The organism is Bacteroidia bacterium (assembly GCA_039924845.1).
GTDB lineage: Bacteria > Bacteroidota > Bacteroidia > DATLTG01 > DATLTG01 > DATLTG01.
Map to the genome: position 1 here is coordinate 1 of JBDTAC010000006.1, position 24,547 is coordinate 24,547.

26 protein-coding genes are annotated in these 24,547 nt (G+C 34.1%); 11 read left to right on the forward strand and 15 right to left on the reverse strand.

Annotated features, from left to right (window positions below; genetic code table 11):
* The coding region (locus ABIZ51_00800; GenBank protein MEO7087312.1) for a tryptophanase at positions 1-703 on the forward strand (703 nt) is incomplete at its 5' end.
* Positions 696-1,130, forward strand: a complete 435-nt coding sequence (locus ABIZ51_00805; GenBank protein MEO7087313.1) for a hypothetical protein — start codon at positions 696-698, stop codon at positions 1,128-1,130. The genes ABIZ51_00800 and ABIZ51_00805, both read left to right, overlap by 8 nt.
* Positions 1,131-1,142: 12 nt before the next feature.
* On the opposite strand, the gene ABIZ51_00810 is transcribed toward ABIZ51_00805, so the two are convergent.
* The 6 genes from ABIZ51_00810 to ABIZ51_00835 are packed head-to-tail and all read right to left on the reverse strand — an operon-like array spanning position 1,143 to position 7,451.
* Positions 1,143-1,325, reverse strand: coding sequence for a hypothetical protein (locus tag ABIZ51_00810; protein MEO7087314.1), 183 nt, complete (start codon positions 1,323-1,325; stop codon positions 1,143-1,145).
* Positions 1,326-1,337: 12 nt separating this feature from the next.
* Positions 1,338-2,513, reverse strand: a complete 1,176-nt coding sequence (locus tag ABIZ51_00815; GenBank protein MEO7087315.1) for a proline dehydrogenase family protein — start codon at positions 2,511-2,513, stop codon at positions 1,338-1,340.
* Positions 2,497-3,840, reverse strand: a complete 1,344-nt coding sequence (locus tag ABIZ51_00820; GenBank protein MEO7087316.1) for a cbb3-type cytochrome c oxidase subunit I — start codon at positions 3,838-3,840, stop codon at positions 2,497-2,499. The genes ABIZ51_00815 and ABIZ51_00820 overlap by 17 nt, the downstream gene beginning before the upstream one ends.
* Positions 3,827-4,249, reverse strand: a complete 423-nt coding sequence (locus tag ABIZ51_00825) for a cytochrome c (protein ID MEO7087317.1) — start codon at positions 4,247-4,249, stop codon at positions 3,827-3,829. Before ABIZ51_00825 ends, ABIZ51_00820 begins: the two co-directional genes overlap by 14 nt.
* The gene (locus ABIZ51_00830) at positions 4,246-5,628 is read right to left on the reverse strand and encodes a tyrosine phenol-lyase (protein MEO7087318.1); all 1,383 of its coding nucleotides are present in this window, start codon (positions 5,626-5,628) and stop codon (positions 4,246-4,248) included. Before ABIZ51_00830 ends, ABIZ51_00825 begins: the two co-directional genes overlap by 4 nt.
* A gap of 17 nt (positions 5,629-5,645) precedes the next feature.
* Positions 5,646-7,451: a hypothetical protein gene (locus ABIZ51_00835; protein MEO7087319.1), complete on the reverse strand. Its 1,806-nt coding sequence runs from the start codon at positions 7,449-7,451 to the stop codon at positions 5,646-5,648.
* Between the two features lie 153 nt (positions 7,452-7,604).
* On the opposite strand from ABIZ51_00835, the gene ABIZ51_00840 reads away from it, so the two are divergent.
* The 6 genes from ABIZ51_00840 (at position 7,605) to ABIZ51_00865 (ending at position 15,098) form a co-directional block, all read left to right on the forward strand.
* Positions 7,605-8,225, forward strand: a complete 621-nt coding sequence (locus ABIZ51_00840; GenBank protein MEO7087320.1) for a thioredoxin family protein — start codon at positions 7,605-7,607, stop codon at positions 8,223-8,225.
* A gap of 73 nt (positions 8,226-8,298) precedes the next feature.
* Complete coding sequence (ettA, locus tag ABIZ51_00845; protein MEO7087321.1) at positions 8,299-9,975, forward strand: energy-dependent translational throttle protein EttA; 1,677 nt, start codon at positions 8,299-8,301, stop codon at positions 9,973-9,975.
* 94 nt (positions 9,976-10,069) lie between these two features.
* The gene (hisS, locus tag ABIZ51_00850) at positions 10,070-11,446 is read left to right on the forward strand and encodes a histidine--tRNA ligase (GenBank protein MEO7087322.1); all 1,377 of its coding nucleotides are present in this window, start codon (positions 10,070-10,072) and stop codon (positions 11,444-11,446) included.
* A gap of 17 nt (positions 11,447-11,463) precedes the next feature.
* On the forward strand, positions 11,464-12,945 hold the full coding sequence (hutH, locus tag ABIZ51_00855; GenBank protein ID MEO7087323.1) for a histidine ammonia-lyase: 1,482 nt from the start codon (positions 11,464-11,466) through the stop codon (positions 12,943-12,945).
* 8 nt (positions 12,946-12,953) lie between these two features.
* A complete protein-coding gene (locus tag ABIZ51_00860; GenBank protein ID MEO7087324.1) occupies positions 12,954-14,519 on the forward strand; it encodes a glycosyl hydrolase in 1,566 nt (521 codons plus the stop codon).
* Positions 14,520-14,585: 66 nt separating this feature from the next.
* On the forward strand, positions 14,586-15,098 hold the full coding sequence (locus ABIZ51_00865; protein MEO7087325.1) for a shikimate kinase: 513 nt from the start codon (positions 14,586-14,588) through the stop codon (positions 15,096-15,098).
* Between the two features lie 111 nt (positions 15,099-15,209).
* Here the strand turns inward: ABIZ51_00865 and ABIZ51_00870 are convergent, their stop codons facing one another.
* The 8 genes from ABIZ51_00870 to ABIZ51_00905 form a co-directional block, all read right to left on the reverse strand.
* On the reverse strand, positions 15,210-15,431 hold the full coding sequence (locus ABIZ51_00870; protein ID MEO7087326.1) for a hypothetical protein: 222 nt from the start codon (positions 15,429-15,431) through the stop codon (positions 15,210-15,212).
* A gap of 236 nt (positions 15,432-15,667) precedes the next feature.
* Entirely contained in the window at positions 15,668-16,618 is a 951-nt protein-coding gene (locus ABIZ51_00875) for an ATP-binding protein (GenBank protein ID MEO7087327.1), read from the reverse strand.
* Between the two features lie 50 nt (positions 16,619-16,668).
* Positions 16,669-17,241 carry a tetratricopeptide repeat protein gene (locus ABIZ51_00880; GenBank protein MEO7087328.1) on the reverse strand — a complete coding sequence of 191 codons (573 nt, stop codon included), beginning with the start codon at positions 17,239-17,241 and terminating at the stop codon, positions 16,669-16,671.
* A 13-nt stretch (positions 17,242-17,254) separates the two neighbouring features.
* Complete coding sequence (def, locus tag ABIZ51_00885) at positions 17,255-17,833, reverse strand: peptide deformylase (GenBank protein ID MEO7087329.1); 579 nt, start codon at positions 17,831-17,833, stop codon at positions 17,255-17,257.
* Positions 17,830-18,261: a Holliday junction resolvase RuvX gene (gene ruvX / locus ABIZ51_00890; GenBank protein ID MEO7087330.1), complete on the reverse strand. Its 432-nt coding sequence runs from the start codon at positions 18,259-18,261 to the stop codon at positions 17,830-17,832. Before ruvX ends, def begins: the two co-directional genes overlap by 4 nt.
* Before the next feature lie 218 nt (positions 18,262-18,479).
* Positions 18,480-19,418, reverse strand: a complete 939-nt coding sequence (locus tag ABIZ51_00895) for an SPFH domain-containing protein (protein MEO7087331.1) — start codon at positions 19,416-19,418, stop codon at positions 18,480-18,482.
* 37 nt (positions 19,419-19,455) lie between these two features.
* Positions 19,456-20,481: a patatin-like phospholipase family protein gene (locus tag ABIZ51_00900; protein ID MEO7087332.1), complete on the reverse strand. Its 1,026-nt coding sequence runs from the start codon at positions 20,479-20,481 to the stop codon at positions 19,456-19,458.
* A 77-nt stretch (positions 20,482-20,558) separates the two neighbouring features.
* Complete coding sequence (locus ABIZ51_00905; GenBank protein ID MEO7087333.1) at positions 20,559-22,016, reverse strand: sodium:solute symporter; 1,458 nt, start codon at positions 22,014-22,016, stop codon at positions 20,559-20,561.
* A 104-nt stretch (positions 22,017-22,120) separates the two neighbouring features.
* Here ABIZ51_00905 and ABIZ51_00910 point away from each other — a divergent pair, with 104 nt between their 5' ends.
* From ABIZ51_00910 to ABIZ51_00920, 3 genes are all read left to right on the forward strand, one after another.
* A complete protein-coding gene (locus ABIZ51_00910) occupies positions 22,121-23,566 on the forward strand; it encodes an aminotransferase class V-fold PLP-dependent enzyme (protein MEO7087334.1) in 1,446 nt (481 codons plus the stop codon).
* Between the two features lie 86 nt (positions 23,567-23,652).
* On the forward strand, positions 23,653-23,916 hold the full coding sequence (locus ABIZ51_00915) for a hypothetical protein (protein MEO7087335.1): 264 nt from the start codon (positions 23,653-23,655) through the stop codon (positions 23,914-23,916).
* 153 nt (positions 23,917-24,069) lie between these two features.
* On the forward strand, positions 24,070-24,396 hold the full coding sequence (locus ABIZ51_00920) for a septum formation initiator family protein (GenBank protein MEO7087336.1): 327 nt from the start codon (positions 24,070-24,072) through the stop codon (positions 24,394-24,396).
* A gap of 2 nt (positions 24,397-24,398) precedes the next feature.
* On the opposite strand, the gene ABIZ51_00925 is transcribed toward ABIZ51_00920, so the two are convergent.
* A partial coding sequence (locus ABIZ51_00925; GenBank protein MEO7087337.1) for a methylmalonyl-CoA mutase family protein occupies positions 24,399-24,547 on the reverse strand: 149 nt, incomplete at its 5' end.

The following is a 24,547-nucleotide window of genomic DNA, read 5'->3' on the forward strand; positions in this document are numbered from 1 at the left end:
GTATGAAAATTTATCTTGTAAAGAAATAGCCCAGCAAATTTTTTCTTTATGTGATGGTGCCGTTATGAGTGCAAAAAAAGATGCATTGGTAAACATGGGCGGCTTTGTTGTAATGCGAGAAAAATATTTATCTGAAGAATTTAAAAAAATATTAATTATTACAGAAGGGTTTACAACTTATGGCGGATTATCAGGCAGAGACATGGAAGCTATTGCAATTGGCTTGCGCGAAGTTTTTGATTATGAATATTTAAAATACAGAATAAGCAGCACTAATTATCTTGGAGAACGACTTCATAAAATGGGGATACCGCTTATTTGGCCCATTGGCGGTCATGCTGTTTATATTGATGCAAAAGCGCTATATCCACATATTCCAGTTCATGAATATCCAGGACAAGCATTGGTTTGTCAATTATATTTAATGGGCGGAATAAGATCTTGCGAAATTGGTTCTGTTATGTTTGGCAAATACGATGAAAATAAAAAATTAATTCCTGCCTCCATGGAGTTGGTTCGGTTGGCAATTCCACGTCGTGTTTATACGCAAAGTCATATTGAATACGTAATTGAGGTTTTTGAAAATATTCTTAAATATAAAGATACAACATGTGGTTTAAGAATAACAGAAGAGACAGAGTTTTTACGTCATTTCTCATCTAAGTTTGAAATGCTAAATTTAGACACAGTGAAACATGGCTGATTTAAATGAGAAAATTGTATCATTTCTAAAAAAGAACAAAATTGCAACCGTTTGCTTTGTTACAGCGGATAATATGCCTTATTGCATTACTTGCTTTTACGCTTATGATGAAAAAAATAACATGCTTGTATTTAAATCATCTTTTGGCACTTCGCATGATACGCTAATTAAACCAGATGTGCCTGTATCAGGCGCCATACTTCCAAATTCAGTAACCCTTCTTAACGTAAAAGGAATTCAGTTTTCGGGCAAGTTAATTAATCCTACTGAAATAGATTATTTAGAACTGCCTACTTTTTACACAAAAAATTATGTAATGAGTTTAGTAATGCCTGGATACATTTGGGCGTTACGTTTAACGTTTATAAAATATACGGATAATTCGCTTGGATTAGGAAAGAAAATACTATGGTATTCGGAAAAATAACTGCTTGAAAAATTATAAATGTGTAATTATTACGAATAAAAAACAAAGTCCAAGTAAGCAAGAAGCGACAATTGCTCCTAACCCAATTGTAATTTGTTTTCGATCGTTAAAAAAAGATCCCGTTATATATTTCCCTATTGATAAGGAAATAAAAGCCCAAAAAAGTCCGACAATTGCGTAAAAGAATGTTCCCATGATTTTATATTTTTAGTTTGATAATTTTCTTCTTTTCATTTCAATTTTCAATCGCATTAACTCTCGAGATATTTGTCCGTTAATGGATGAATTCTCTTCCGACCTTCTTATTAAATATGGAATGGCCTTCTTAACTTCGCCATAAGGCAAGTATTTTGAAGTATTGTATCCATTAGCCGCTAAATTAAAAGTAAGATTATCACTCATTCCTAAAAGCTGTGAAAACTTAACAGCATTATTTTCAATATTATATTTTTTCATGCACTCAATGGTATGAGTTGTACTTTCATCATTATGCGTCGCAACACATGTCCTTATTTTCGGATAATGACTTAGACACACTTCAATGGCTTCGTTAAAGGCATTATCTGTTTGCTGTTTTGTATCATAAACTGGAGATTTTCGATTCTCTTTTTGTGCGATTTCTCTTTCCTTTTCAACGTAAGCACCTCTCACTAATTTAATCCCTGGAATATATTTTTCAGTCTCAGCATCTTCAATCAAACGTTGAATATATTTTGGTCTATCTTTAAGATACATTTGTAGTGTATTAAAAACAATTACCTGCTGTTTGTTATATTTTTGCATCATGTATTCTGTAATGGCATCTAAAATATCTTGCATGTATCTATCTTCGGCATCAATGAAAACAACAACATGATTCTCGCTTGCAGCTTTGCAAATTAAATTAACTCTTTCTAAAAGAGTTTCAAATCGTTTTACATATAATGTATTTGTTGGAAAAACAGAGCTGTTAATTTCTTTAAGAAAATCAGGATCTTCCAAGCCTGAAATTTTTACACTTACATAATTATCTGGAGCCTCTTTACCAAGTTTATTAATATTTTTAATAATGATTTCTGCATTTCGGTTAAATGCGCTGTCTGTCTTTTCTCCTTCCGACACATAATCAAGAACTGATTTCACCTTATAATTACCTAATTTTTTTATTTGGATAAAGGCATCATTAATGCTTTCACCAGCGCAAAATATTTTAAACACGGTACCTTTTATTAGAAATTTTAAAGGAAGGTTGTATTTTAAGATTCCGTTTGTTAAGTTCATTAACAGTTTTAATAAGCGTGGGTATTGAAGGATTTTAAAAATGTAAAAAGTATATTTTAATTCACTGTTGCTTTTATATTTAAAAGCAACTTTTAAATCTTCTACGTTAATTGTATTTTTCATAAATCTCGTTTTTTATTGAGGCGTTTTTAATCAATAGTATTGCAATTGAGCTAAAACATATTAGCAGTCCAATGCCGGCAATTCCAAAAACGATAAAATAAGGGCGTAAGGATTCCATCATCTCAGAATAACTTACCTGATGAAGACTCATCTGCCAAATTCCTTTTTTCACTCCTGCGGCATTGAGTGAGAGCCAAAAAATAAATAAGCTTATTTGCAACCCCCAGAAAAATTTATTTAAATAGTTTGCTGTTCTTGACTTATCAATATACTTAAAATTAAAAAACTCAAAACAGGCAGCAAACAAAATCATGCTGTTAATACCGATAGTGGTACCCATTGCATGGGCAACTGTTACATGTGTTCCGTGTGTATAAATATTTATAGCGGGGATCGACATTAAAAGGGCTTGTATCATGTTAAGGAAGACCCAAATATCAGTAGCCATTAAAAAACGAAAAGGAAAATAATGATAGTTCTTTTGTATGCTACTCACACTTTTTTTCCAGTCGTATATTATTTTAATAAAAAAAATCCACTCGGTCATACTGACAATATAGCCTATATATCTGATGTAATTCTCTCCTGGAAGTGTATAAAGATGATGCCCCCAATTAAACATAAGGTTAAACAAACCAAGGAAATACATAAAGAAAGCCTGTTTACTGTTCCCCGTGGTTTCTGTGCCTTCAATTTTATCCATCAAAAAGATAGCTGTTCCATATAGAATTTGGTTCCAGGAGCCAACAAGAGAACCATTCACTTTCCACTGAATCGTCATATCGGTTATAAAGTGTTCTCTGAAAAAAGGGAAAATCCATAAGTAGTTTTCTAAAAATGTAAATAAGAAAAAAACAATACCCGTTAACCACATCCAGATATAAACAGGCCATGATTTTATTTTTCTTACTATAGAAATAAAATTTATAAGAAAGAGTACCCAAGCAATAACAATAGGCAATGCCCAGATCGGATCAAATTCCCAATACTCTCTTCCGCCAAATTTTTTTATGCAATAAGAAAATAAAATACCAACAATGGCTAATATCCACAAACCCCACTGGATAAGGGATCTATTGTTTATTATTGCTTGTCCCGTATATAATTGCAAACCGTTATAAACGCAACCTGTTGCTCCTAAAATAAGCCAAAATATAGCAGAGGAAACGTGTAAGGGTCGTAGAGATACAAAACCTAATTCGTTTTTAAGAAAATAGGGAAAGATATATGTAATTGCAGCCAATATACCGAAACACAGACAAAGTGCTAACATTGATAAAGCACTTAGTAAAAATAAATTACCAATATTTATTTTACTTTTTTTCATTTTGCTCGATCATTCCAAATCGTTCAGTTTTAAAACTTCTTGGATCGGAGGTCCCGCTTTTATCTACTGATTTTAAAAATTCTATTAGGTTACTAAGTTCCTCTTCAGATAAATTAAAAGCCGGCATTTGTTTTGCCCCTGCGCTCACCATAGCACGTATTAGAGGCTCTCCCTTACCTTGAGTGGAAATTACATTTGTTAAGTCAGGTCCTAAAAATCCTCCTAATCCATATAGCTGATGACAAGTCTGGCAATTATATTTTTGCCAAACAAGATGTCCTTCCGATGCTTTTTTTACATCAAACCCTTCTGCTTTTTTTGCTGAAAGAGGTTGAAGGTAGATGCTGAAAGAATAAATTAAAAAGGAAGTACACAAAATTAAAAACACATGTACATTTTTCCATTTCATAATTTCTCAAATTTTGCCTGAAAGAATCGAAGATACTTTGGCTCATAAACCATCTTTAATCCTTTTATAGATTTTCTTCTTTCATAAACTGCAGCAGCTGATTCTGCAACCACATCCATATGGGCTTGCGTATAAACTCTTCGTGGAATGGTAAACCGTACAAGTTCAAGCTTAGGATAATAATTTTCACCATTTGCTTTTCTTCCAGCCGATACAATTCCGCGCTCCATTGTCCTAACACCTGAATCGATAAAAATTTCTGTAGTTAAAGTTTGCGCCGGATACTGATCTTGAGTAAGATGAGGTAAAAATGCTTTTGCATCCACAAATACGCCGTGCCCACCAATTGGTTTTACAATAGGAATATTATACTCCATCATTTTATGTCCTAAGTATTCTACCTGCCCAACTCTTGCGCGCTGATGATTATCATCCAAGCCTTCTGCTATCCCAACAGCAATTGCTTCCATATCTCTTCCTGCAAGTCCACCGTATGTATGTAGTCCCTCATACACAACAACCAAGTTCCTTGCTTCTTCAAAAACATCTGGTTCGTTGGTTGCCATAAAACCTCCAATATTTACCAGTGCATCCTTTTTTGCACTCATCGTTGCTCCATCTGTGTAAGAGCAAATTTCTTTTACGATTTCCTTTATCGTTTTTTTATCGTACCCTTTTTCTCTTTGCTGAATGAAATACGCATTCTCTGCAACGCGAGTCATATCATGTATAATCCTAATTTTATGCTTATTGGTGTATTCGCGTAATTCCTTTATATTAGCCATACTCACGGGCTGTCCACCAGCTAAATTCACATTGGTAGCAAGGCTCACATAAGCTATTTTTTTTGATCCATGTTCCTTTACTAATTTATCAAGTTTAGAAATATCTACATTGCCTTTGAAGGGATGTTCGTTTAAAGGATCGTGTGCCTCGTCAATAATAATATCAGCAAAAATTCCACCAGCAAGTTCTTGATGCAAGCGTGTTGTGGTAAAATACATGTTGCCTGGGACAATATCTCCCTTTTTAATTAAGATTTTTGAAATAATATTTTCAGCAGCTCTCCCTTGATGTGTTGGAACAAGGTATTTATAGCCATAATATTTTGTAACCGCATCCTCTAATTTATAATAACTTTTACTTCCGGCATAAGCTTCGTCTCCAGTCATAAAAGCGCCCCATTGTTGATCGCTCATAGAGTTTGTTCCACTATCTGTAAGTAAATCAATATATACATCTTCTGATTTAAGCAAGAAAGTATTGTAGCCTGCTTCTTTAATAGCCTTTATTCTTTGTGCTTTGGTTGTCATTTTTAATAGTTCAACCATTTTCATTTTGTAGGGTTCTGCCCATGAGCGTTTTTCGAGATTTTTCATAACGTAATTTTTAATTGTTAAACATTAGCAACTGCATTTAATTCAGTTAGAGATTCTTTTATGATTTCTAAAAGTTGTAGATTATTTCTTTGAAAATCTTTATCATTAGCCATTATTTTCGAGAATAATGATTCATAATAGGCTATTCCTTCTATTAAATTATTTTTAAAAGTCTGAAAATAATTTGCTTTTTTTTCTGAAAGTTTACTAAGGTTCTCTTCAAATTCTTTTTTGATATAATCAACATAAAGTTGCAATTCGTTTACAAAAAGATTTGGTCTTTTTAAATTATTTAAAAGATTAAGCCTGCCATAAATATGATCCACCATTTGTTTTAAAGAAAATGTACCAGAAAAATAAGCTAAATTAGGTCCTGGACAAATAGTTACTGCGCTTAAGTTATGAGCAGGATTCGTTTCATTTTTGAGTAGTGCAGGAGCACCAAGTCCTTCGCACAAGCAATCCTTTTCTTCTATTTTAGCTATTTCTTCTCCTAAAATTTCCTTATCTTCAATAGTGTTTGTTAATTGTTCTATTTTTAATTTTTGGTATTGCCTTGATGCTGTACAAATTGCCTCTTCTGTAAACTCTGTATTTGAAACGAGAAATTTTTTATAACAAGGACTTCCTGGTCTATGTTTTGAAATTCTCTTTTTTCTTTGAATTTCAGAACTACTATCTCTAAGATTATTAAACGGAACTCCCAACGGTGAAGCATGACTCAAATAATAGTCTTCTTTTTTTGCATTTGCCAGTTTTTGCAATGTTTCACTATCAACATTAGTTGCTTCTGGAACTAAAAGGAAGGGGCTACCCCAGCCTGTTCCATCTAAATTGTAATATTCTAATAAAAAAGTATCCTCATTTGCATTTCCAATACCACCTTGAGCTGTTATTTTCAATTCAGGATCCAATACGAACGGAGACCGATTGGCTTTTTCTAATGAACTTTTGCAATCATTAAAAAGCTCTTCAAATAATTGATTTCTTTTATTCTTAAATTCCTCTAATATGGGCCCCATTAAAACTCCAGTTGAAATAAAAGCGTGCCCGCCACAATTTATTCCAGACTCTATTCTGAATTCAGAAACCCACAAACCTTTTTTAGCTAAATATTTTCCTTGTATGAGTGCCGAACGATAATCGCTGACTTTAAGAATTATTTTTTTCTTTATCAACCCATTTGTATCCGGAAAAAAATCATTAAATTTTTCGCAATAACTGAATAAACGAGGGTTCATTCCAGCAGAAAAAATAATGGATGAATTTAATGTGCTTTGTGCATATCCTCGAAAAGCTGCTAAAGCATCAGAATATTCGATTGGTAATTCTTTCCCGTCTTTATCGTAATTTTTTTTATCAATCTTAGTCATAATATTTACATCGATAAAGCCAGGCACAATAAATTCCTTTAGAGTTTTTTGAATGGCACTTTTTTCATTCTCTTTACAAGTGGATAGAGAATTGTATAATTTTTTTTGAAGCGATTGATCTGGAAGCATCTGGAAATACTGATTGATATCATTATCTGTTTTAAAATCCTCTTCCTTCACATTTTTAATTTGCTTACTTACGATATAGTCCATTAAATCGAGATAAGCCCTAACTCTTTTTGCGCGAGAATCTTCTTCACTAACTGAAATTTCTTTGTATTCAAGATTTTCACGTTTGCAAAGAATTTCTCTCATTCGCTCAATAAGATGATCTTCTATTATAGACACAACCGATGTTATACCATATTTCGCAACTTTCACCGGCGTATCGATTGTAAAACCCAATCCCATTACAGGAATATGGAAAGAATGTGGTGTTTTAGAATTCATAATATAATTTTTTAGTGCTATGCGTTCGCAAATGTATAGCTTTTTTCTTTTAAATAGGATAATATTATCCGAATTAAAAATATATTTTATTCTATGACTTAAATCATCAATGAACAATTTAGTTTTATCGAATTTCGCAAAAAAAGCAGTGTGATGTTAAAGCCAGAAATAGTGAAATCAATAACCCGTTTGTATGGTTATGAAGAGTATAAAAGCTTTGTCATTTCTCTTGCTAATGAACATAAATCAACTGGAGAACAAACAAATGAGCACGTTGCTGCTACTCTAATTAATTCGCAACGTATTAAAAGAATTGATAAACAATGTGAACTCAATTCAGAATTAAAAAACTCGTTAGATTTAATTAAAAGTCGATATCAATGGATTGTTATTACTGAATCGTGGTGTGGCGATGGTGCACAATGTCTTCCTGTAATTGCGAAAATGGCAAAATACAATTCTCTCATTAATTTAAAAATAATTTTGAGAGATCAAAATTTAGAAATGATGGATTTGTTTCTAACCAACGGAAACAGAGCAATTCCCAAATTGATTTGCCTGGATGAAAATTCAAATAAAATTATCGGTACCTGGGGACCTCGACCAAAAATAATTCAAGATATGGTTGTTGATTATAAAAATAAATTTCCGGAAGCGACTCATGAAGAATTTGTAACCTCCCTCCATTTGTGGTATGCAAGAGATAAAACACAAGCTATCCAAACAGAATTTGTCGAACTTCTAAAAAAATGGAGTATCCAAAAAACTGTTTAAATTAATAAATCGGCAAAAAAAATCAGTTTTTTTTACGATATTCGCCTTCCCAAAAAATTAATTTTCTAAAGCTATGTCAGAAGGAAGACAAATTATTTTTTCGATGGTGAAAGTCGGCAAAACGCTGACTACAGGCAAAACCATCCTGAAAGATATTTATTTATCATTTTATTACGGTGCCAAAATCGGTATTATCGGTTTAAACGGTTCCGGAAAATCAACGCTGATGAAGATTATCGCGGGCGTTGAAAAATCATATCAAGGCGAATTGCATTTTTCGCCCGGTTATAAAATCGGTTATTTGGAACAAGAACCTCAATTGGATAATTCTAAAACCGTTATCGAGATTGTCCGCGAAGGCGCACAAGAATTTGTGGATATTTTAAAAGAATACGAAGAAGTAAACAATAAATTTTCGGAGCCGATGAGCGATGACGAAATGAATAAACTCATTGAACGTCAGGCGCGCTTAAACGATTTAATTGATCAACACGATTTGTGGAATTTAGACAATCGTTTGGAAATGGCAATGGACGCTTTGCGTTGTCCTGAGAGCAATGTATCGGTAAAAAATCTTTCGGGAGGAGAAAGAAGACGCGTTGCGTTGTGTCGTTTATTAATTCAAAAACCAGCTATTTTATTGCTCGATGAGCCAACGAATCACTTGGATGCAGAATCTGTAGATTGGCTGGAACAACATTTAAAAACGTATGAAGGAACTGTTATCGCGATTACGCATGATCGTTACTTTTTGGATAATGTAGCAGGTTGGATTTTAGAGTTAGATCGAGGTGAAGGCATTCCTTGGAAAGGAAATTATTCGTTGTGGTTGGAACAAAAAGGACAACGTTTAGCGCAGGAAGAAAAAACGGAAAGTAAACGTCAAAAAATATTGGCGCGCGAGTTAGATTGGGTGCGTCAAGGCGCGAAAGGTCGTCAGGCAAAATCAAAAGCGCGTTTACAGAATTACGATAAAATGTTGGGCGAAGATGTGAAATCGAAAGAAGAAAAATTAGAACTTTTTATTTCTAACGGTCCGCGTTTGGGAAGCGAAGTCATCGAATCTGTTGGTATTTCGAAAGGTTTTGGCGATAAATTATTATATGAAAATTTAAGTTTCAAACTTCCACCTGCCGGAATTGTTGGTATTATTGGTCCGAATGGCGCGGGAAAAACAACGTTGTTCCGTATGATAATGGGACAAGAAAAACCCGATACAGGCGAATTTAAAATTGGGTCAACCGTAAAAGTTTCTTACGTAGATCAAGCGCACGAAAATATTGATCCGAATAAAACGGTTTATGAAGTTATCACCGGAGGAAATGAAATTATTGAAATGGGCGGAATGACAATTAATTCGCGCGCTTATGTTTCGCGATTTAATTTTAACGGAACGGAACAAGGAAAAAAATGTGGCGTGCTTTCGGGCGGTGAACGCAGTCGTTTGCATTTGGCATTGACGTTAAAATCGGAAGCTAATGTGTTGTTACTCGATGAGCCTTCCAACGATATTGACGTAAATACATTGCGCGCTTTGGAAGAAGCTTTGGAAAATTTTGCTGGTTGCGCGGTAGTTATTTCTCACGATCGTTGGTTTTTAGATAGAATTTGCACACATATTTTAGCTTTTGAAGGCGATTCGCAAGTGTATTATTTTGAAGGCGGTTATACCGAATACGAAGAAAATAAAAAGAAACGCCTTGGTAACGTGGAACCAAAAAGAATTCGCTATAAAAAATTAGCGGTTTAGTAAATAACTTAGTTGGAAGGTTTAAAGTTGAAATGTTAGAAAATTAAATGCTAACAACAATCTTTAAACTTTAAAACTTTTTGAACTTTTAACATTGAATAAACCAAGCATTCCCAAAGGCACACGCGATTTTTCACCACAAGAAATGGTGAAACGAAATTATATTTTCGATACGATAAGAGAAACGTTTCAGCGGTTTGGCTATTTACCAATTGAAACTCCTGCAATGGAAAGTTTGGAAACATTAATGGGGAAATACGGAGAAGAAGGCGATAAATTAATTTTCAAAATACTCAACTCTGGAAATTTTTTTTCTGAATTTAAAAATGACGAACAAATTGTTGAAGAAAAAAATAAAGGTGAAAAAAATTTCACAAAATATATTTCCGAGAAAGCCCTTCGTTACGATTTAACCGTTCCTTTTGCACGTTATGTGGTGCAACATCAAAACGAAATTACATTTCCGTTTAAACGCTATCAAATACAACCTGTCTGGCGTGCCGATCGTCCGCAAAAAGGGCGTTACAGAGAATTTTTTCAGTGCGATGCAGATGTAATTGGAAGTAATTCTTTATTGAACGAAATCGAGTTGGTTCAACTAATTGATACTGTTTTTTCAAAACTGAAAATTTCAACAGTTTTGAAAATAAATAATCGAAAAATTTTATCTGGACTTGCCGAAGTAATTGGCGAAAAAGAAAAAATTGTAACCATTACTGTTGCGATTGACAAATTAGATAAGATTGGTAAAGATGGCGTAAATAAAGAACTTCAAGAAAATGGACTGAGCGCATCTTCCATCGAAAAATTGCAACCTTTAATTGACTTTAAAGGAAATGATATTGAAAAAATTAATTTTTTGAAACAACTTTTAGCAACTTCCGAAATCGGATTAATAGGTATTCAAGAATTAGAATATCTTTTTAAAATACTTTCCGATTTAAAATTAGAAACATTAAAAACAGAAATAGACATTACGCTGGCACGCGGATTAAATTATTATACTGGAGCCATTTTTGAAGTAAAGGCGAACGCAGGAACTTTATCCAGCAGCATTTGTGGTGGCGGTCGTTACGATGATTTGACGGGTATTTTTGGTTTGCCCAATATGTCGGGGGTCGGAATCTCTTTCGGTGCCGATCGCATTTACGATGTGTTGAACGAACTGAATTTATTCCCTGAAACCATTACTGCATCTACCAAATTATTATTTGTAAACTTCGGTGAAGCAGAACAAAATTATTGTTTGCCTTTACTCGAAAAAGTGCGTGCAGCAGGCATTAACGCGGAGATTTATCCTGACCAAACAAAAATTAAAAAACAATTCGATTACGCCAATAAAAAACAAATTCCTTATGTGGTAGTAGTTGGAACAGAGGAAATGCAAAGTCATTTGCTCACTTTCAAAAACATGAATTCAGGCGAACAAACAAAAATTTCGATAGAGCAAATCATCGAAAACCTTCGCTAAAAAAATCTTTTAAAAATATGGCGACACATTCCATTTCTACTTCGCAGCTTACCTTCGAAACGATTGAAAAAATAATTTCTGAGAAGCGTTCGCTCGTTTTATCAGAAGATGCAAAAAAAAGAATTTTAAAATGTCGTGATTATTTAGACAAGAAATTAAAATCTCAAAAAGAACCTATTTACGGTATCAACACAGGTTTTGGCTCTTTGTGCAATACTTCTATTCCTGAAAAAGAATTGGAGAAATTACAAGAAAATTTAGTGATGTCGCACGCCTGCGGAACAGGCGATGAAGTACCGCATGAAATTGTAAAATTAATGTTGTTACTGAAGATACAATCCTTGAGTTACGGACATTCTGGAGTACAATTAGTAACCGTTCAACGTTTAATAGATTTATTTAATTCAGATATTTTACCTGTTATTTTTCAACAAGGTTCATTAGGCGCATCTGGCGATTTGGCACCATTGGCGCACCTTTCCTTGTGTTTAATCGGAATGGGAGAAGTTTATTTTGAAGGTAAAAAACAATCTACCGAATCCGTTTACAAAAAAATAAAATGGAAAGCGATTGCGCTGAAATCTAAAGAGGGCTTGGCTTTGCTGAATGGCACACAATTTATGAGTGCGTACGGAATTTGGAATATCTTGCGTGCCAAAAATTTAAGTTCCGCCGCAGATACTATCTCTGCAATTTCTTTGGACGCTTTTGACGGACGCATTGATCCTTTCGATTCCAAAATACATGCTGTTCGTCCGCATGACGGACAAATTGAAACGGCAAAAAATATTTGTCAAATTTTAAAAGGAAGTGAATTAATAAAGCGTAAAAAGACACACGTTCAAGATCCGTATTCTTTTCGCTGCATTCCGCAAGTTCACGGAGCTTCTAAAGATGCAATCGCTTACGTTGAAAAAATATTTTTGACAGAGATAAATTCTGTAACGGACAATCCAACTATTTTTCCAGACGAAGATGAAATAATTTCTGGAGGAAATTTTCACGGACAACCTTTGGCATTGGCTTTGGATTTTTTAGCCATCGCTTTAGCAGAATTGGCAAGCATTTCCGAACGAAGAATTTATTTATTGATTTCAGGACAACGAGATTTGCCTCCGTTTTTAGTAAAAAAAACCGGATTAAATTCCGGTTTTATGATTGCGCAATATACCGCAGCATCTATTGTTAGCCAGAATAAACAATATTGTACGCCTGCTTCTGTTGATTCCATTGTTAGTTCAAACGGACAAGAAGATCACGTAAGTATGGGCGCGAATGCCGCCACAAAATGTTTTCAAGTTGTAAAAAATGTGGAGCGTGTTTTAGGAATAGAACTATTCTGCGCCGCTCAGGCATTGGACTTCAGAAAGCCATTAAAATCTTCTACTGTCATCGAAAAAATTATTTTTTCGTACCGTAAAAAAATAAATTTTCTGACCGAAGATAAAATTATGTTTTCGGAAATTGAAAAAAGCATTACATTCATTAAGGAATTGTAACATTTTCCATGAAAAAAATATTTTTTTCTGTCTTTTTTCTGATAGCGCTTTCTGGAAAAATAAATGCGCAGTTTACAAATGTGATTATTGACAGCACACGCGCTCCCGAAGAAGTTTCTATTTGCATAAATCCTAAAAATCCAAGTGAAATAGCTGCTGGAGCGAATATCAAAAATTATTATTATTCGCAAGATTCCGGAAAAACGTGGCAGCAAAATTACCTCAGCTCTACAAGTGGCGTTTGGGGCGATCCATGTGTGTTAGCAGATAGTTCTGGCGATTTTTATTTTGTACATCTTTCATATCCTTTTATGGGAAATTGGATTGATCGGATTGTTTGTCAAAAATCCATTGACGGCGGAAAACACTATACGCAAGATACTTACACGGGTTTAAATGGGAAAAAAAATCAAGATAAAGCTTGGGGAGCAATTGATTTAACAAACAGCAATTATAAAAATAATATTTATTTAACTTGGACACAATTCGATAAATATGCGAGCACCAATCGAAAAGACAGCAGCATTATTTTATTTTCGCGCTCCAGCGATGCCGGAAAAACATGGACGTATGCGCAACGCATCAGCTCTCAAGCTGGGAATTGTTTGGATGGCGATAGTACGGTAGAAGGCGCTGTTCCTTGCGTTGGACCATCTGGACAAATATATGTTTCTTGGGCTGGTCCTTCTGGATTGGTTTTTAATAAATCTTATGATACCGGAAAAACATGGCTTCCACATGAAAAACAAATTGCCGAAATCCCAGGTGGTTGGGATTATGAAATTACAGGAATTAATCGTGCCAACGGTTTGCCGATAACAGCTTGCGATATTAGCAACAGTATTTACAGAGGAACTATTTATGTAAACTGGACGGATCAACGAAATGGAAATACAGATACTGATGTTTGGCTAATAAAATCAAGTGATGGCGGTGAATCGTGGACTTCGCCAATTCGCGTGAACAATGATGCACCTGGTAAACAACAATTTTTTACTTGGATGACCATTGATCAAAGCAACGGAAACGTGTATTGTATTTTTTACGACAGGCGCGAACATAGCGGTGATACTACCGATGTGTACATGGCGCGTTCAACGGATGGCGGAAACACGTTTAGTAATTTTAAAATCAATAAAAATTATTTTGTGCCAGATGCTGAAACTTTTTTTGGAGATTATGTCGGATTAAGCGTTGATAATAGAATGATTCGTCCGATTTGGATGCAACTCGACAAAAGGCATTTGGAAATAGCTACTGCATTAATAAACGATAATATGTTGGGCTTGCCAAGTATTCAAAATATGCTTACAGCACCCGAAATTCCACAAGAAAATAGAGTGAACGACGTGTTTGATTTCGCTTTCAATTTATCAGAAGACGATTTTGTAAATTTGAGTGTAAAAAATATTTTAGGAGAAAATATTTTGCAATTGTATAAAAATAATTTTTTTGAAAAAGGAGAACACGATTTTATTTTTAATCCAAAAAAATATTTTTTGAAGCGAGGAATTTATTATTTTTCATTCGAGAGCAAGAATGAAAAAATCAAAAAAAAGATATGTGTACTTTAAAATTCAATTCTAAAAATCGCATTCGAAAAAATAATTTTTCAAACACATAAATTAAAACTGGAACGTATGAATATTTTCTTGATAGGGTATATGGGTAGCGGAAAATCTACTGTTGGAAAAAAATTAGCGACGAAGCTAAACCGCCCATTTATTGATTTAGATCAGTACCTCGAAAAAAAAGAAAACAGAAGTATTGCTGAAATTTTTGAAACGGAAGGCGAAGGCAAATTCCGAGAGAAAGAACGCGTTTATTTACAGGAGATTTGTGCGCAGGACAATACAATTGTCGCGCTTGGTGGCGGCACTGTTTGCTTTTTTGATAATCTGAAATTAATTCATTCTCATGGAATCAGTATTTATTTAAAAGCGAGTGTGGACACAATTTTTAATCGCTTAAAAAACGCTAAAACAAAACGTCCTTTGTTAGAAAAATTCTCTTCAGATGAAGAATTTAAAGAATACATTTCTATCCATCTTTCCAGTCGTGAAACCTTTTATTCGCAAGCTACTTATAAGGTGAAAGCAAAAAATATCAATGTGGATGAGCTCGTGCTTTTTTTGATAAAGGAAGGATGCTAATTTTTGTGTAAAGAAAATTTGAGCTTCAAAAAATTATTTTTTCATGTAACAGATTTCGGCGAGATGCCTGTAAATAAAAGCGGAGCGGAACGAAACGCTTAAAGCAGCTAATTATTTATTCACTTGTTTAAATCCGATTCTTTCCCGATTTTGATATTGAAGTTCATGCTGTTTCGATTGTTCCAACTGTTTCAGATAATTAAATATCAATTCAATATCATTGCTGTTAACTTCTGTTTTTTGTTTTATTACTCCAAGTTCAATTAAAATGACTTTATGTGTTAGTAGTATTTCACGCATTTTAACAAAAACTACTATAATTTTAATACTCATTTGCGTTGCTCGCCCACTTTTTAAAACATTTGTTAATTGTAGTAAACCGTGTTCCGTAAATACATACGGCAATGAACCACCAAGATGCTGTTTGGAAGGTATCGCATTTTGCGAACCATATTATCTGTTTCTTCTTTCGTTAATTGAAACATAAAATGTCCGTCATTCTGAAATGATTCAGAATCTGCGTGAAAAAAATAGCCTCACCTAAATCCTCTCCAAAAGAGAGGACTTTTTTATTGCTCTTGAAGGTCTTCTATTGTTATAGCTTCATCATTGTATATTAAATATGGATTAAGGTCAATTTCTAATTCTTCTATCCCTCCTGTATAATAAAGTTTAAGTCGAATAGGATTATTTTGGGCTGCTGAAAATGAATTATGTTTAATATCTAATTCGTATTTTCCATATGAACTTTTTTCATTTTGGAACAATGGGCTCGTATTAGGAATTGAGTATATTAGATAATTATTTTCATTTCTAAGGAAAAATCTTCCAATAGGATTAATACCCAAAGGAAATCCGAAGTTCACAATTGTTCCTTGAATAGCGATTTCGAGCTTGTAATTTTTTTCGATTGTGCTACCGATATTTTCAATATGAAAAATCATTTTTAATTTTAATTTTCCAATCTTTTTGTCATAAAAACCATTTGGAGCTATAGAAATTTCAGGACTTGCTAATTTTAACTGTGTTTTTTCTTTTTTGAAGTAAAGATTTCTTACTTCATATTCTTCCATTTGCACAGAATTAAAATTATACCTGCGGTAATAACGTTTATCATGAGCCATGTGTGGTACCGCAACATCATTAGGTATTTTTACAATGTATATGGATTTAGCAAGATCATCATCGTATCGAATAGGAAAAATTTGAAGCCCTTCTATTTTATTAAAAATGGTTGATTGAATAACTTGTTCTAACCATTCTTTTGTAAAAATATTTCCATCAATAAATGATAAGCTTTCAGGTAAATTATCTTTTTCTTTGATTCCATATATTATAAGACCTCCATCAGAATTTGCAAAAGCAGAAACATCTTTGGAAATTTCTTTCTTTTTACCGTCTGTTTTTTCGAGAGCTCCAGATTCTTTGTAATCTAATTTTAAAGATTCCTCCGTTTTATCACGGAGAAGTTGGTCTATGTCTGCTTGTGTGTATTCTGTTTTGTTGAAAAAATCGGTCATGGTTTGTGAAGCTACAGCCTTTGAATAAATAAAAAAATATTTTCAAAAAATTATTTTTTCGAATCGGCTTTAATCTCTTTTTGATCTTTGGCTTCAAATTCTTTCACCAATTCGTCATCACTTTTGCCCAAATTCTGGATGGCTGCTTTGGCATCTTGTGCAAAGGTTGCGTTCGGATATTTCGTAATTACTTCCTGATAAAAAATATGCGCTTTTGCAGTATCTTTTAAAAAGCTATCGTAAATATATCCTTGTAAAAACACGCTTTCTACAATTAATTTATACGTTGGGTATTTTCCAGTAATCGTTTGGTAATACGACAAAGCTTGCGGATATTTACCAATGGCAGTAGATACTTCGCCAGCTTTAAATAAACAATCTGCAGCGTTGGAATCATTCGGAAATGCAAAAGCGAAATCGGTATATGCTTGTATTGCTTTCACAGCTGTGGCATTGTCGAGTTGCGTTTCACCTTTCATTTGTATTTCATACTTTTTAATTTGTGCAATACACGTGTCCTTATCAGGCGCAGTAGTTGAACTTGTTTTGCTATTTTGTTTACAAGCCGAAACGCTTATCAATAAAGCAGAAGCGTACAAAAATATTTTTTTAGATATGTTCATCAGTTTTGTTTTTTTATTTTTTTAAAGGGAATTTCATTTTATAATCTACCTCCACTTTTCCTTTGGAGATGTCGTTTAGTTTTCGTTTTAACAATCTTTTACGCAATGGATTCATGCGATCGGTAAATAAAATTCCATCAATGTGATCGTATTCGTGTTGAATAATTCGCGCTGCCAAACCTTTGTATTTCTCATCGAAAAAATTAAAATTTTCATCGTAATACTGAATGCGAATATGTGGTTTCCGGTCAATGTCTTCGCGTACTTTAGGAATACTCAAACAGCCTTCGTTAAATTCCCATTCTTTACCCGTTTCTTCAATAATTTGTGCATTGATAAACACTTTTTTAAACGTTTTCAGAAATTCATCCGTTTTCTTTTTGTCTTCATCATCCGCAAAGGGCGCGGCATCCACAATAAATAAACGTACAGAAACACCCACTTGAGGAGCAGCCAAACCTACACCTTTGGCACTGTACATGGTTTCAAACATATTGGCGATGAGTTCGTCTAATTTCGGATATTTTTTATCAATCTCCGCCCCTAATTTTTTCAGAACAGGATGACCGTAAGCCACAATTGGTAAAATCATTTCGAAGCGTTTTTTAAAGTTTTTAATTCCATATACGATTGCAAAATAATGGTTGCACTAATTTTATCAATAGTTTCTTTGTTGCGTCTATCTTTTTTTGATGAACCGCCATCAATCATTGTTTTTAAAGCCATTTTAGAAGTAAAGCGTTCGTCCATTCTTTCTATCGGCATCTCAGGAAATTTTTTCTTCAATTGCTTGATAAATAATTCTACCGCTTGTGCAGATTGTGAAGGCGTATTGTCCATTTGTTTCGGCTCGCCTACTACGATACATTCTACTTTTTCTGTTTTTAAATATTGATTTAAAAAATCTAAAATTTCGGTTGCATGCACCGTTGTAAGTGCGGTTGCAATTAATTGAAATTCATCTGTAACCGCTATTCCTACTCGTTTTGTTCCGTAATCAATTGCTACTATTCGCGCCATGTTCGGCAAAAATAAGTATTTTTTGTAAAATAATTGGGTGTCAAAAGCTTATTCAGCCTTTTTAGGTATAAAGCGTACTGAAAATTATGTTTTAAAATTTCAATTTTTTCAAGATTTTTTAGCATTTGAAAAATTATTTTTTCGAAGCACAAAATTTCGTATAAAAAAAGGTCTTCAAAAAAATATTTTTTTGAAGACCTAAAAACGGCTGAAAAAAATTATTCTGGATTATTATTGGTTGTTAATTTATTCATTGACATCATTTCCTTCATGGTGCGCTGCATTCCTTCTGGAGAGCCATCTAAGAAAATAACATTTCCTTTAGAGTTTTCAGCAAAATGTTTAATCGCTTCTGTCCACATCGTAAATAAAATAACGCCGGTATCTAATTTGGCATCTTGCATTTCTTTCGCTGCAACGCTCATTCCCTTGGCGACCTCCTCACGAAAAAGCGCGATTCCTTGTCCTTGCAATTGCGCAGCTTCACGTTCTGCTTGTGCCGAAATTTTAATCGCATTTCCTTCTGCTTCCGCCGCTTTTGTTTTGGTGATGAGTAACGCTTGTCCTTCGTTCTCTGCCGCAGCTTTTAGGTTATTGGATGCTACTACTTGCGACATGGATTTCATAATCGCTTCATCAAAAGTAATGTCGTTTATTTGTAAATCTTGTAAGTGATAACCCCATGTTTCAAGGGTTCTATCAATTTGTTCTTTTACAGAAATAATAATTTCTCTACGCAAAGAAAGCATTTCGGATTGTTTTTTTGTGGCAACGTAAGAACGGATAGAACCTTCTACTGTGCGGATAAGCGCTTGCATCAAGTTTTTTTCATCTACAAATTTAAAGGCGACATTTTTGATGGTTTCTTCGTTTTGATCGAGCACCGAAAAAAGTAACATCGCTTTAAAATATACATTTGCCTGATCGGCTGTAACTGCCTGAAATTCTAATTCTACCGAGCGATTTTGAATGGAAATTTTACGGTAAATATTTTCTACCAAAGGGAGTATAAAAGTTAATCCCGGACGAATAATACGTTTGTATTTTCCGAAAACTGTTACCACTGCAATGTAGCCTTGTTGAACAGTTACAATTCCTTTAAAAAGGAGAAGTATGACAATTACGATGAGTACGTAAGCAACGATGCTGGTTTCCATAATTTTTATTTTTTTGAAGTGTAAAGATAGAATAAATTTAATCGTTGAAAAGCATTTCAACAGCTTTATCTAAAACAGCATCATTCTTTTCTGCGGAAGCTATTCCGGCTTCTTTCAAGGCGATTAAATTATCAGGTTTTACATCGTCCATATCGGATGAAGCCATGCCAAGTTCAGGTACAATGCGAATGTAATTTTGAGGAACATCTGCCGCATCAAAAAGTTGCGCCAATTGAAAATCAATCGTTTCGGACGCGCCCGACATCATAATATCCAACACGGGTTCCACCCATCCAATACTTCCCCAACCTTTTGCTTTGTTGTATTTATAAGGCTTTTTAACTTGTCCGGTACCAATTGAAAGCATAAACATATCTTTTGCGGTAATACCTTTTTCACTGTTTTCTTTTTTGAAAATTTGTCGTACTTCCGCGTAAGCACACAAAGCAGGATTGTTTGCAAACACGCCACCATCAATTAAAGGATACGAAACTTCGGACATAGATTTTACTAAAGCGGGTTCAAAATAAGTGGGAGCGGCAGAAGTAGCACGCGCCACATCGCGTAAAAAATAATCGTAACCAGGTTTTGCTTTGGCATCGTGTTGCGTAAAAAAATGCGTATTGCGATTAAAAATATCGTACGAAGTAATGATACAAGGACGCAAAAGCTGACTCAATTTTACATCTTGCAAATAAGTAAGTAATAGTTTTTCCAAAGTTTTTGCAGGATATTTTTCATCGCGTAAGCCGCCTAAAGATTCTATTTTTTTACCAAGATTGGATTTGAAAATACCCGAACCGCTTTGTAAATATAGATTCACGGCATTTTCTGCAGAAAATAAAGGACGCTCTGGATTATTCGCATCTGGAAATAAATAAATGCAAGTTAAAATGCCGCCAGTGCTGGTGCCAGCAATAAAATCAAAGTAATCGGCTAAAAGTGCAGCAGGATTTTGTGCTTTTTCTTGAATTTTTTTTTCGAGCGTAACTAATATTTGTCCTGGTAAAATACCGCGTATTCCGCCGCCATCAATGGATAATATACGTGTGTATTTTGACATTCGCCGAAATTTTATTTTTAGTAAATGTAAAAATTATTTTTTTGAAAACGATTTTTATGCTTTGAAAAAATATTTTTTCAAACGACTTTTTTTCGTCTGCTTAAAAATAATAATCCGCAAAAAGTAAACAATCCGTTTAAAATTAAAATTTCAAATCCGAATTTATAACCGTTCAATAATTTTTCTGAATTTTCGCTGATAATATAGCAAAGTAGGGGAGAAGCGAGGCAAATAAAAGGCACGCCTTTATCTTTTACTTGTCGTTTCATAAACAATCCGAAAGCATATAAACCGAGCAATGGTCCGTAGGTATAACCAGCGATACTGAATAATTTTTGAATCACAGCTTGATCATTTATGGCTCGAAAAACAACAATTGTTATCAATAAAATAATCGCGAAACCGATGTGTACAGTGTAACGCAGACGCTCCTTTTTTTTCTCGTCTGAAAAATTATTTTTTTGAAAGCCTAAAAAATCAATACAAAAAGAAGTAGTTAAAGCTGTTAAAGCCGCATCGGCACTTGGATATGCGGCAGAAATCAATCCGATAACAAAAACGAGTCCGGCAAACGGACCGAGATAGTTTATTGCAATTGTTGGAAATAACATGTCTGTATTGTTAGGAATAGCAATGCTTTGGTGTTTTGCGTAGAGGTATAAAACAGCGCCGAGATAAAGAAAAAGTAAATTCACAATCACCAACACAAAACTAAACGTAAACATGTTTTTTTGCGCTTCTTTTAAATTTTTGCAACTCAAATTTTTCTGCATCATTTCTTGATCAAGTCCTGTCATGACAATGGAAATAAACATTCCGCTAAAAAAATCTTTCACGAAAAAATGTTTGTCGTGCCAATCTGAAAAAATAATTTTTGAGAAGCCGCTATTTCCAACGGCAGAAAGCATTCCGCTAATTGAAAAATTTAATTTGTGCATGATAATGACGATGGATAAAAATACGCCGAGCAACATAAAAGTGGTTTGTAAAGTATCCGTCCAAACGATTGTTTTGATACCGCCTTTGTAAGTGTATAAAAGAATCAAAATGATGAAAATAGCGACTGTTAAAGCGAACGGGATGTGCCAAGAATCTAACACAAATTTTTGCAATACATCAACTACCAAAAACATTCGGAAAGAAGCGCCAATAATGCGCGAAATAATAAAGAAAAACGCGCCTGTTTTGTACGACCAAAAACCAAAACGTTGTTCTAAATACGCGTAAATGGAAGTGAGTTGTAAGCGATAATACATTGGCATTAAAACAGTTGCTATTACTGCGTATCCGAACAAATAGCCAACCACAATAACCATGTATGAAAATTGCGTCGAGCCCACCCAGCCTGGTACCGACATAAACGTAACGCCAGATAAAGAGGCGCCAATCATGCCGTAGGCGACGATGTACCACTTGGAAGATTTATTTCCGGTGAAATAAGTTTCGTTCGTTGCGTTGCGCGATGTGAGCCAGGTTATGAAAAATAACAAAGCCGAATAGAGTACAAAACATGCTAAAATAATCGATGGATTCACGATTTCAGTTCATTTAAGGATGCACGTAACAAAGAAAGAGAAATAAAGAAGACTTTTAACAAAAAAAATCTCGCTACTTTTAACAAAGTTTTTCACAAAAAAAGATGATAGAAAAAATTAAAAAATTAGAAAAAACAGCGCGTTTGTTGGAACCGAATGAAAAGCAACGAAAAAAAATTCGCGGTAAAGTAATTTCGTACACCGAAAGTTTTTTGAACGAAATTGAAACAATAAAAGCCTTTGAAACAAAGCACGATAAAGGTGCAGAATTGTTGACATCGCCAATTTCGGAAAAGCCTTTGGATATTGAAAAAACGCTTCGTTTGATGAAAAAAAGCGTAGATACTCCGGGTTTAAATCCTGCATCGGGCGGACATTTGGGATACATTCCGGGTGGTGGAATTTATTACGCTGCTTTGGGCGATTACATGGCGGATATTACGAATCGTTATGCTGGATTATTTTTTGCTTCGCCTGGCGCTGTTCGAATGGAAAATATGTTGTTGAAATGGATGTCGGATTTGGTGGATTATCCAAAAGATGCGGTTGGAAATTTGACTTCTGGTGGCAGTATTGCTAACTTGATTGCGATTGTAAGCGCGAAAAAAGCACATCAAATAAAATCGAAAGATATTGAAAAAACAGTGGTTTATTTATCCGAACATGCGCATCATTGTATTGATAAAGCCTTGCGAATTGCGGGTTTGGAAGAATGTGTGAAACGCCATATTCCTTTGGATGATAATTTTAGAATCATTCCGAGTGAGCTCGAAAAATTAATTTTTCAAGACAAAAAAAATGGTTTGCAACCTTGGTTGGTTATTGCATCAGCAGGAACGACGGATGTTGGAGCGGTTGATCCGTTGGACGAAATTGCGGAAATCGCGAAAATAAATAAATTATGGTATCACATTGATGCGGCTTACGGTGGTTTTTTTCTCATGACAAAACATGGAAAAGAAAAAATGAAAGGGATCGAAAAGTCAGATTCTTTGGTGATGGATCCACACAAAGGATTGTTTCTGCCTTACGGACTGGGCGCGGTACTCGTCAGAAATAAAAAAGCAATAAGTGATGCACATTATTATCAAGCCAATTATATGCAAGATGCGGTAGATTGTGTGGATGAGCCTTCTCCTGCAGATTTATCTCCTGAATTAACGAAGCATTTTCGTGGTTTACGAATGTGGCTTCCGCTGAAATTGTTGGGAACAAAACCTTTTGTTGCTGCTTTGGAAGAAAAATTATTGTTGGCAAATTATTTTTATCAGGAGATTAAAAATATAGGTTTTGAAACTGGAAATGTGCCCGATTTATCGGTAGTTACGTATCGTTACATTCCTAAAAAAGGCAATGCGGATAATTTCAATAAACGTTTGGTGGAAGAAGTGCAAAAAGATGGACGCGTATTTATTTCTTCTACCATTATTCATAAAAAATACACTTTGCGTTTGGCAGTCTTGTCTTTCAGAACGCATCTTTCAACGATTGATCTCACCTTAAAAATTTTAAAAGAAAAAGTAAAGTTGTTGGAAAATGATTGGAAATAATTTTTTTGAAAACTTGCTGATAAATTTTTTGGCATTATATTTGGTTAGTTCAATCAGAGAAAAATAAATCATCTTAAACTAAAAAAATGAAAAACGTAATTAAAATGTCCTTGTTAGGATTGGCATTAGTAGTAGGTATTTCAGTATCTGCACAAGAAAAAAAAGAAACTTCTAAAAAAGAAGTGAAACACGAAACCACTGCGAAAAAAACAGAGAAAAAAGCAGAAGTGAAAAAACATGAAACGAAAAAAACAGCTGAGAAAAAAGGAACTCACAGTAAAAAAGCTGGAATGGCAGTGAATGAACAAGGTTCTTCTTCTGCGAAACAAGTTCCTCAATCGAAAAATTAATTTTTTTCGGAGGATTAAAACAGACAATGTTTTTAAAACATTGTCTGTTTTTTAATGTTCAAACATATCAACAAAGCGAAAGAGTTTTAAACAAGAGCCCTTTAGAGATATTAATTCTGCTTAGTTTTGGCATTCGAAAAAATATTTTTTCAAATGCTCAAAAAAACAATTTCTGTCGTTCGCAATAAATATTTTATCGTATTTTTTGGATTGGTTTTATGGCTATTATTTTTTGATAAAAATGATATTTTGTCACAAGTACAAATGAGCCATAAAATCACTCAATTAAAGGAAGAGAAGCAATATTACATTCGTGAAATCGCAAAAAATAAAACGGATATGGAAGAGTTAAAAACCAATCCGAAAAATTTAGAAAAATTTGCCCGCGAAAAATATTTAATGAAAAAAGACAACGAAGATATTTTCGTTATTGTCAATACCAATAAGGTTTCTGCAGATTCCCCTGATTCCTTAAAATAAAATTAATTTTTATATTCTCCGAAAACGTTTCGCATCGTATCGGCAATTTCACCGAGTGTTGCGTAGTTTTCGGCTGCTTCTAAAATAATAGGCATTAAATTTCCTGTGCCGCGAGCTGTATCTTCTAACGTTTTTAAAATGCTATTTACTT

Coding starts and splice junctions, on each gene's coding strand:
- hutH (MEO7087323.1), top strand. CDS start 11,464: ATGGCGACACATTCCATTTCTACTTCGCAGCTTACCTTCGAAACGATT.
- ABIZ51_00810 (MEO7087314.1), bottom strand. CDS start 1,325: ATGGGAACATTCTTTTACGCAATTGTCGGACTTTTTTGGGCTTTTATT.
- ABIZ51_00805 (MEO7087313.1), top strand. CDS start 696: ATGGCTGATTTAAATGAGAAAATTGTATCATTTCTAAAAAAGAACAAA.
- ABIZ51_00865 (MEO7087325.1), top strand. CDS start 14,586: ATGAATATTTTCTTGATAGGGTATATGGGTAGCGGAAAATCTACTGTT.
- ABIZ51_00895 (MEO7087331.1), bottom strand. CDS start 19,418: ATGGAAACCAGCATCGTTGCTTACGTACTCATCGTAATTGTCATACTT.
- def (MEO7087329.1), bottom strand. CDS start 17,833: ATGATTTTACCAATTGTGGCTTACGGTCATCCTGTTCTGAAAAAATTA.
- ruvX (MEO7087330.1), bottom strand. CDS start 18,261: ATGGCGCGAATAGTAGCAATTGATTACGGAACAAAACGAGTAGGAATA.
- ABIZ51_00860 (MEO7087324.1), top strand. CDS start 12,954: ATGAAAAAAATATTTTTTTCTGTCTTTTTTCTGATAGCGCTTTCTGGA.
- ABIZ51_00900 (MEO7087332.1), bottom strand. CDS start 20,481: ATGTCAAAATACACACGTATATTATCCATTGATGGCGGCGGAATACGC.
- ABIZ51_00915 (MEO7087335.1), top strand. CDS start 23,653: ATGAAAAACGTAATTAAAATGTCCTTGTTAGGATTGGCATTAGTAGTA.
- ABIZ51_00840 (MEO7087320.1), top strand. CDS start 7,605: ATGTTAAAGCCAGAAATAGTGAAATCAATAACCCGTTTGTATGGTTAT.
- ABIZ51_00880 (MEO7087328.1), bottom strand. CDS start 17,241: ATGAACATATCTAAAAAAATATTTTTGTACGCTTCTGCTTTATTGATA.
- ettA (MEO7087321.1), top strand. CDS start 8,299: ATGTCAGAAGGAAGACAAATTATTTTTTCGATGGTGAAAGTCGGCAAA.
- ABIZ51_00815 (MEO7087315.1), bottom strand. CDS start 2,513: ATGAAAAATACAATTAACGTAGAAGATTTAAAAGTTGCTTTTAAATAT.
- ABIZ51_00820 (MEO7087316.1), bottom strand. CDS start 3,840: ATGAAAAAAAGTAAAATAAATATTGGTAATTTATTTTTACTAAGTGCT.
- ABIZ51_00920 (MEO7087336.1), top strand. CDS start 24,070: ATGCTCAAAAAAACAATTTCTGTCGTTCGCAATAAATATTTTATCGTA.
- ABIZ51_00835 (MEO7087319.1), bottom strand. CDS start 7,451: ATGAATTCTAAAACACCACATTCTTTCCATATTCCTGTAATGGGATTG.
- ABIZ51_00830 (MEO7087318.1), bottom strand. CDS start 5,628: ATGAAAAATCTCGAAAAACGCTCATGGGCAGAACCCTACAAAATGAAA.
- ABIZ51_00875 (MEO7087327.1), bottom strand. CDS start 16,618: ATGACCGATTTTTTCAACAAAACAGAATACACACAAGCAGACATAGAC.
- ABIZ51_00910 (MEO7087334.1), top strand. CDS start 22,121: ATGATAGAAAAAATTAAAAAATTAGAAAAAACAGCGCGTTTGTTGGAA.
- ABIZ51_00825 (MEO7087317.1), bottom strand. CDS start 4,249: ATGAAATGGAAAAATGTACATGTGTTTTTAATTTTGTGTACTTCCTTT.
- ABIZ51_00870 (MEO7087326.1), bottom strand. CDS start 15,431: ATGAGTATTAAAATTATAGTAGTTTTTGTTAAAATGCGTGAAATACTA.